The organism is Streptomyces macrosporus (assembly GCF_039533145.1).
In the GTDB taxonomy this organism is placed as follows: domain Bacteria; phylum Actinomycetota; class Actinomycetes; order Streptomycetales; family Streptomycetaceae; genus Streptomyces; species Streptomyces macrosporus.
In genome coordinates this window covers 174,145-180,144 of record NZ_BAAASZ010000035.1, presented here as the reverse complement: position 1 = coordinate 180,144, position 6,000 = coordinate 174,145, and the positions used below count along the sequence as shown (strand labels likewise).

At 70.8% G+C, this 6,000-nt stretch carries 4 protein-coding genes and 1 pseudogene; 3 read left to right on the top strand and 2 right to left on the bottom strand.

The genetic code is table 11. The features are described 5' to 3' along the window. From ABD335_RS25490 to ABD335_RS25480, 3 genes and pseudogenes are all read left to right on the top strand, one after another. Positions 1-723 (top strand): annotated as a pseudogene (locus ABD335_RS25490) (hypothetical protein); the annotation flags it as partial. 110 nt (positions 724-833) lie between these two features. Further along, complete coding sequence (locus ABD335_RS25485) at positions 834-3,062, top strand: hypothetical protein (protein WP_344327714.1); 2,229 nt, start codon at positions 834-836, stop codon at positions 3,060-3,062. Between the two features lie 245 nt (positions 3,063-3,307). After that, a complete protein-coding gene (locus tag ABD335_RS25480; protein WP_344327712.1) occupies positions 3,308-4,123 on the top strand; it encodes a GNAT family N-acetyltransferase in 816 nt (271 codons plus the stop codon). A gap of 592 nt (positions 4,124-4,715) precedes the next feature. Here the strand turns inward: ABD335_RS25480 and ABD335_RS25475 are convergent. Beyond that, the gene (locus ABD335_RS25475) at positions 4,716-5,147 is read right to left on the bottom strand and encodes a DUF6114 domain-containing protein (protein WP_344327710.1); all 432 of its coding nucleotides are present in this window, start codon (positions 5,145-5,147) and stop codon (positions 4,716-4,718) included. Continuing rightward, the gene (locus ABD335_RS25470; RefSeq protein ID WP_344327708.1) at positions 5,138-5,659 is read right to left on the bottom strand and encodes a DUF6230 family protein; all 522 of its coding nucleotides are present in this window, start codon (positions 5,657-5,659) and stop codon (positions 5,138-5,140) included. Before ABD335_RS25470 ends, ABD335_RS25475 begins: the two co-directional genes overlap by 10 nt. Positions 5,660-6,000 lie beyond the last annotated feature (341 nt).

Below are 6,000 nucleotides of genomic sequence, written 5' to 3'. Positions count from 1 at the left end.
GGCTACGGTTCACGCGTCATCGCCTATGCCGTCGTGGCGGGGGTGGTGCTCAACGGCATCAGACTGCTCGTCCGCCAGTGGAGTTGGCAGCGCACCGCGCCGTGGCTGCTGCCCGCTCTCCTGCCGATCGCGCTGAGCCTCCTCCCGTCGCTCGGTATCGGGCTGCACACGTTCTACCTCGACGCTTTCGACCTGAACCCCGAGGACGTCCGGATTCCCCGGGCCTACCAATTCATCGCGTCGCTGAAACTGATGGCCTGCGTGAGTGTGTGGCTCGTGGTGCCGGCGCTGCTCGGCTACATGAAACACCTGCACTGGTACGTGAAGGACCGCTGGCTCGGGAACCTGGTGCTGTTGGTCACGAGCCTGGTGCTTCTGCTCGTCGGGGTGTTCGATCTCGGAGTTCTGCCCGCGAGCAGAGCCGGAGCCGACGCGGTGGCGGCCGCGAAGGACGGGCGTACTCCTCCGGCGTACTTCGGGGTCGCGCCCGAATGGATGTGTGTACACCCGATAGGCAGGGCCGCGGACATACCCGTCGACGGTGGCGAACTCGTGCCGTCCCGGCCGTATCTCAGGATCGGCGACGAGGGTGGGACGGTCGTGCTGTGGGACGCCACGAAGGAGAGAGCGCTCAAGGCCCCCATGGGCAGACTCCGCCTCCTTCCGGCAGATGGGCAACGGCCGTCGGGACGCGTGACGGCGTGTGGCGAAGGGCACGGATGACCAAGCCGGCCCTGTCGCTGGTGGCGCGTCCGCGGCCTGTGCCGCGCCCATGATGCCCGGCTCGGCCGATCCCGTGACGCGGCGCGGTACCTCGGGAGAAGATGATTCGCATGATGGGGCGTTGGGGGCGTGTGGGTCTGTACGTGGCCTGTGCGGCGGCGCTGGGCTGGCTGACGCTCGTGGTGGTGCAGGGTGGCTGGGAGGCCGCGGACCCGGTGGCCAGTGTCATCGGTGCCACCGCCGGGGTGGGCGCTCTCCTCGTGGCATGGTGGACCGCTTTCGGACGCGACCCGGAGGTCGTGGCGGATCGTCTGGCACACCACGTGGCGCGGGTCGAGGCGGAACGCTACGCCCAACTCCTGGGTGGCGACCTCGGCGGCCGTATCGACGTGACGTTCGATGCGGAGACCTACGGAGAGGTGGACGGCGTCGCCGCCACGGGGCGGCTGACGGACATCACCCGCTTCTACCGGGACCTGCGTCCGGGCCGGGTCGTGATCACGGACGCCGCCGGCTCCTCGGACGGGACGCGTGAGGCCGGCTCCGGAAAGACGCTCGCCGCGGTCACGCTGCTCCTCGGCCTGGTGGGTGAGAGAAGCGCCGACAGCCCGGTGCCCGTGTGGCTGACCGCACCGTCCTGGCCCGGCGGCAGCGTGGAGGCATGGCTGAAGAAGGAACTGACGCAAGTGTGGCGGGTGCCCGGCAACGCCGCGAAGCGGCTGCTCGAAGCCCGGCTCGTACTGCCCGTGATCGACGGGCTGGACGAGCTCGACGGCACCGCTCTGCCCGGCCACGCCTCCCGCGCCGCCGCTCTGCTCCGAATGGTCAACGCCTACCAGCACGCACTGCACCGCGCCCCGGTGGTCGTGACCTGCCGTGGACACACCTACGGCGCGCTGATGGACGCGGACGCCCATCTGCGGAACGCCGTCGTGCTCCGGCTCCACCCCGTCACGGGACCCCAGGCCCGGCGGTTCCTGGAACACCGGGTGGCCGACAGTCCCACGGGGCAAGCCCGTTGGCGACCGGTGCTCGACGCCCTCGCGCCGCCATCCCCGCCCGCCGAGGAGGTGACGGAGGAGGTGGCGGAGGAGGACGCGCAACAACCGGAGGGGGAAGCGCCCCCGGCGCACGCCGCCTCTCCGTCCCGCCGGCGCCGGGCGGCCTTCCTGTGGCGTCGGCCCGCTCGGATGTACGAGACGGCCGAGACGGCGGAACCCGTTCCGCGACCTGGCCGACCCGCCGCCGCCCCCCATCCGCTGCAGCGCGCCCTGGACACCCCGTGGCGGCTCGCCCTCGCCGCCACCGTCTACCAGGAGCGCGGTCCTGGCGGCGAGTACCGCCGCGCTCCGGCCGCCCTCATCGATCTCGCCCGGGCCGGCACGCTCCGCGAGCACCTCCTCGACCGGTACGTGGCCGCCGCCCTGGCCGCACCGGTGCACCGTCGTGCCCGCAGCCGGGGCCTGGTACTGGCACCCGACAGGACGTGGCGCCATCTGGCCGTGCTCGCCCGGTACCTGAACGGCAACGTCGGCCGGCCTCCCGTGGGAGGAGCGGTGTTCGGACGCCCCCTCTCCTCGACCGACTTGGTCCTGCACGAACTCTGGCCCCTCGCCGGCACCCGCCGGCCCCGCCTCGTGCACCTTCTGCTCGCACTGGTCTACGCGACGCTCGGCACGTTCGGTTTCGTCCTGCCCGCGTTCGGTGTCGGTGGAGCGTTGAACAGCGGGTTCGTGGTGGCCGTGTTCTACGCGCCCGTGGTGTACGCGACGATGTCGTGGCCGTTCCCCGTACGTGTGGCGCTCCGCGAGATCCGGTCCTGGCGAGGGGCCGGTTGGACACTGCTGGGCCTCACCGGAGGGCTTGTGACCGTGGGGGACACCGACGGACCGCTGCGCGCCGCGGCCGCGATCGGTGGCGGTGTGATGGCGGGCATGGTGGCCGGAGCATTCGCTCCGGGCCACGAGCCGTCGAGCGATCCGCAGCAGCCGTTGCGGGCCAACATCGCCGTCATGCTCCTCACGGCCGTGGGCCTCGGCCCGGCCCTGGGCATCTGGCTCTGGAGCGGACAGGCGGAGGCTTCCTTCGGCTGGACGGTGGGTGCGTGGCTCGTGTTCGGCCTGGTGCTCGCCCTGAACGTCGGGCTCATCACACCCGCAGGACGCTATCTCGCGTTCCTGCTCAGCACCCGCGGACAGCTCCCCTGGAGGCTGGGCCGGTTCCTGGAGGGCTGTTACGAAAGGGGATTGCTCCGCACGGCGGGACTCGCCTACCAGTTCCGCCACCGCGAACTGCAGGAACACCTCGCCCGGCATCCGCAGCCGCCACTGCACGACTGACGCGCCAACGGCTCCTGGGGTCGGAGAAATCGAGGATCGAAGTCCACCGGGGCGACGGAAGGCGCCTCCGGGCCGGCTCGTCGGTTGGCGGCGTCGGGAAGGGGAAGGACCGAGCCCCTTCCAACCCGCCGTGTCCACTTGGCAGTTGGTCCGCCGGGTGGGTGAAGCCCCTGGTGGTGGAGCCGGCAGGGTGCATACCCTTGCTCGGTCGGTTTCTCGCCCGCTCGACCACTTGAGAGGTTTCGGTGACGGGACTCGCGGAATCCATCGAATCGATGGAGCAGCTCGCTGTGGTCTGGCGTGCCATGGTGCTCGACCGGGATTCGGATGCGGATGTGCGGGACCTCCCGGGTATCGCCGTCCGCTGGGCCGACTGCCGGTTCGCCTTCTGGAACTGCGTCACGTTGACCGATGTCGGCGCGGACGCGGGAGTCCTCGCACAACGCCTGAGCCGGGCAGCGGACATCATGCGCTCGAAGAGACATCCGGGCTTCCTGTGGGTCTTCGAGAACCTCCTCGACGGCGATGCACGCACAGCGCTGAGGGCAGCGGCCGAGCAAGCAGGCCTCGTGTACGCCTTCTCCGGCACCGGCATGGCCGGAGACCTGCTCCCCATCCCCGAGCCGACCCACCCCGACCTGACGTTCGTGCGCGTGACCACCGACGGGCAGTTGCAGGCCTATGCGGACATCAACTCGCGCGCCTACGGATTCCCCTTGGAGGCCGGCCGGGACGGACTCGTCGGCTCCGATCTGTGGAAGAACCGGGTGTACGCCTACCTGGGCATGCGAGACGGTACTCCGGTGACCTGCGCTGCGACGGTGGAGGCGGAGGGCCGCCTCTTCGTTGTGCTTGTGGCCACGGACCCGGAGTGGGAGCGCAGAGGCTACGGCGAGGCGGTGACGCGGAAAGCGCTGTACGAGGGAGCCCGAGCCACCGGACTGACCCGCGCCACCCTGCACGCGACCGTCGCCGGGGCGCCGGTGTACCCGCGCATCGGCTTCGCCCCGAACTCACCGATAGGCTTCTACAGCCTGGCGCCCGGATCCACGGACGGGTGATGGCGAGCCTGAGAGGCATCGGGTCTCCTGTCAGGGCGGCGTCGGGATGCTCCTGGTGAAAAGCCCCGGTCATGCCGTAGACGTCGAAGATCGAACCGTACGCGGAGATCAGACGCGACCATCGCGGCGGTACGTCGATGCGGGAGCTTGAGCGCAGGCACGGCGTGACGTGGCGGACGGTGCGGAAGGCGCAGGGCTCGGCTTGGCCGGAACCGCGCAAGAAGCTCTCGCCCCGGTCCGGTGCCCCGGACCCGTCAAGCCGGTGATCGACGAGACCCTCCGGGCGAGTCCGGACGCGCCGCGCAGCCGGCGGCCCACACGGCCCGGAGGGCCGGGCGCGGAGCCGGCGGAATCAGCGAGGTGAGCGCGTACTCGTCCGGGGTCCGGCGCCGGACCGTGTAGGCATCTCTCGGCTCCGGGTCGCGGATCTCGGCTTGGTGGGGATGTCGAGCAACACCGACTCCCTCGGGGGATGGCTGTGGGTGGGAACGGAACGAAAAGACGGGGCCGCCGCGAGGTCGAGGAGTTCCCTCACACCGTTCCGGGGCGCGGTCCGTGGGGAGGGCGGGCAGTCGACGGAGCGGCGCCGGGATTACACCGGTTTCCGGGGCTCCGCCGGACCCGGCGGAGCCCCGGAAACCGGTGGGGAGGGTTTCGGCGGGGTCCAGGAGAAGGCCAGGCAGCCGCCGAGGATCCCGCAGACGGTGCCGAGGAGGAGCCCACCGAAGTTGCAGGTGAGCAGGGCCAGAACGGACAGGGCGGTGGCCGCCACGCCGGTGAGGGCGTGGAGGAAAGGGAAACGCAACAGCACGACTCCGCACAGCAACAGCGGCAAACTCACCCCCAGCCCCGCGGAACCGGCGACACCGGCCTGGAGCAAGGCGAGCGGGGTGCCGAGGAAGGGCAGCACGATCAGCCAGGCACCGGCCGCCATGATCAGAACCGCGGAACCGGTCGGTCGCTGCCGGTGCCAAACGGCGGCCGTTCGCCTGGACGGTGGCGCGGTGCCGCGGGTCAGAAGCACTCGTGCTCTCCCGGCTTCAGGCGGATGTCCAGGTCCTGCAGGTGGAAGGAGCCCGCGGCACCCTGCCAGCCGGTGAACCTCGGATCGTGGACGACCAGGCGGGACGCCTTCCCGGACAGGCCACCGGGCCCGTCACCGTCCTTCGACGCGCCGAACGCCTGTGCGGACACGTCGGTCAGCCTCAGATCCCCGAACGCCCGGTCGGCGTTGACGGACAACCCGGTGGCACGCACCGGGCGCGAGGTACCGGCCTTCACCACCACGGTCATCCGCTGCCCCAGCAACTCGGGCAGCAGCAGGCTCACGCACAGGTTCTCCAACCGTGCCTCGCGGGCCGTCACCACCAGCACCGGGTGCCGGCTTCCGCCCGGTTCGGTGTACGTCCCGGGCACGACCGTGAAACCGCTGCCCTCCAGCCGGTCGCCGGACACTTTGAACGCGTTCCCCGAGGCGGCCACGGAGGCCGCCAGCGCGCCTTGGGCCATGCCCGCCAGGACCGCCCCCGCCGCCATGGTCGCGGGGGTCAGGAGCAGCCAGAACCGGCTCCACGCGCGTCCCGCTGTCGAACCTACAGTCTTATCTACGGCATCCACGACAACGACAACGCGAGAGGGAGCGGCAGGACACGGACGATTTTGTTTTCGAGCACGGCAAGACGATCGATCGGTGGTTCGTTTCCGTGCGCCGGAGCCGTGTCCTGGCCGCCCGGGAGCCGAGACACCGGATCTCCGTGGACCGACCCGGGTCGGCTCGTTCGACTGATCGAGCCCTGGTCGGCGGGTGCCGGCAGGGGCGGGTTCCGTCTGCGGAGAGCAGGATCCGGATCGTGCGGTTCTCGGAGATCCCGGCGGTC

Bases quoted from the DNA above. Each gene is read 5' to 3' on its own strand.
- ABD335_RS25485 (WP_344327714.1), top strand. From the start codon at position 834: ATGATGGGGCGTTGGGGGCGTGTGGGTCTGTACGTGGCCTGTGCGGCG.
- ABD335_RS25470 (WP_344327708.1), bottom strand. From the start codon at position 5,659: ATGGCGGCGGGGGCGGTCCTGGCGGGCATGGCCCAAGGCGCGCTGGCG.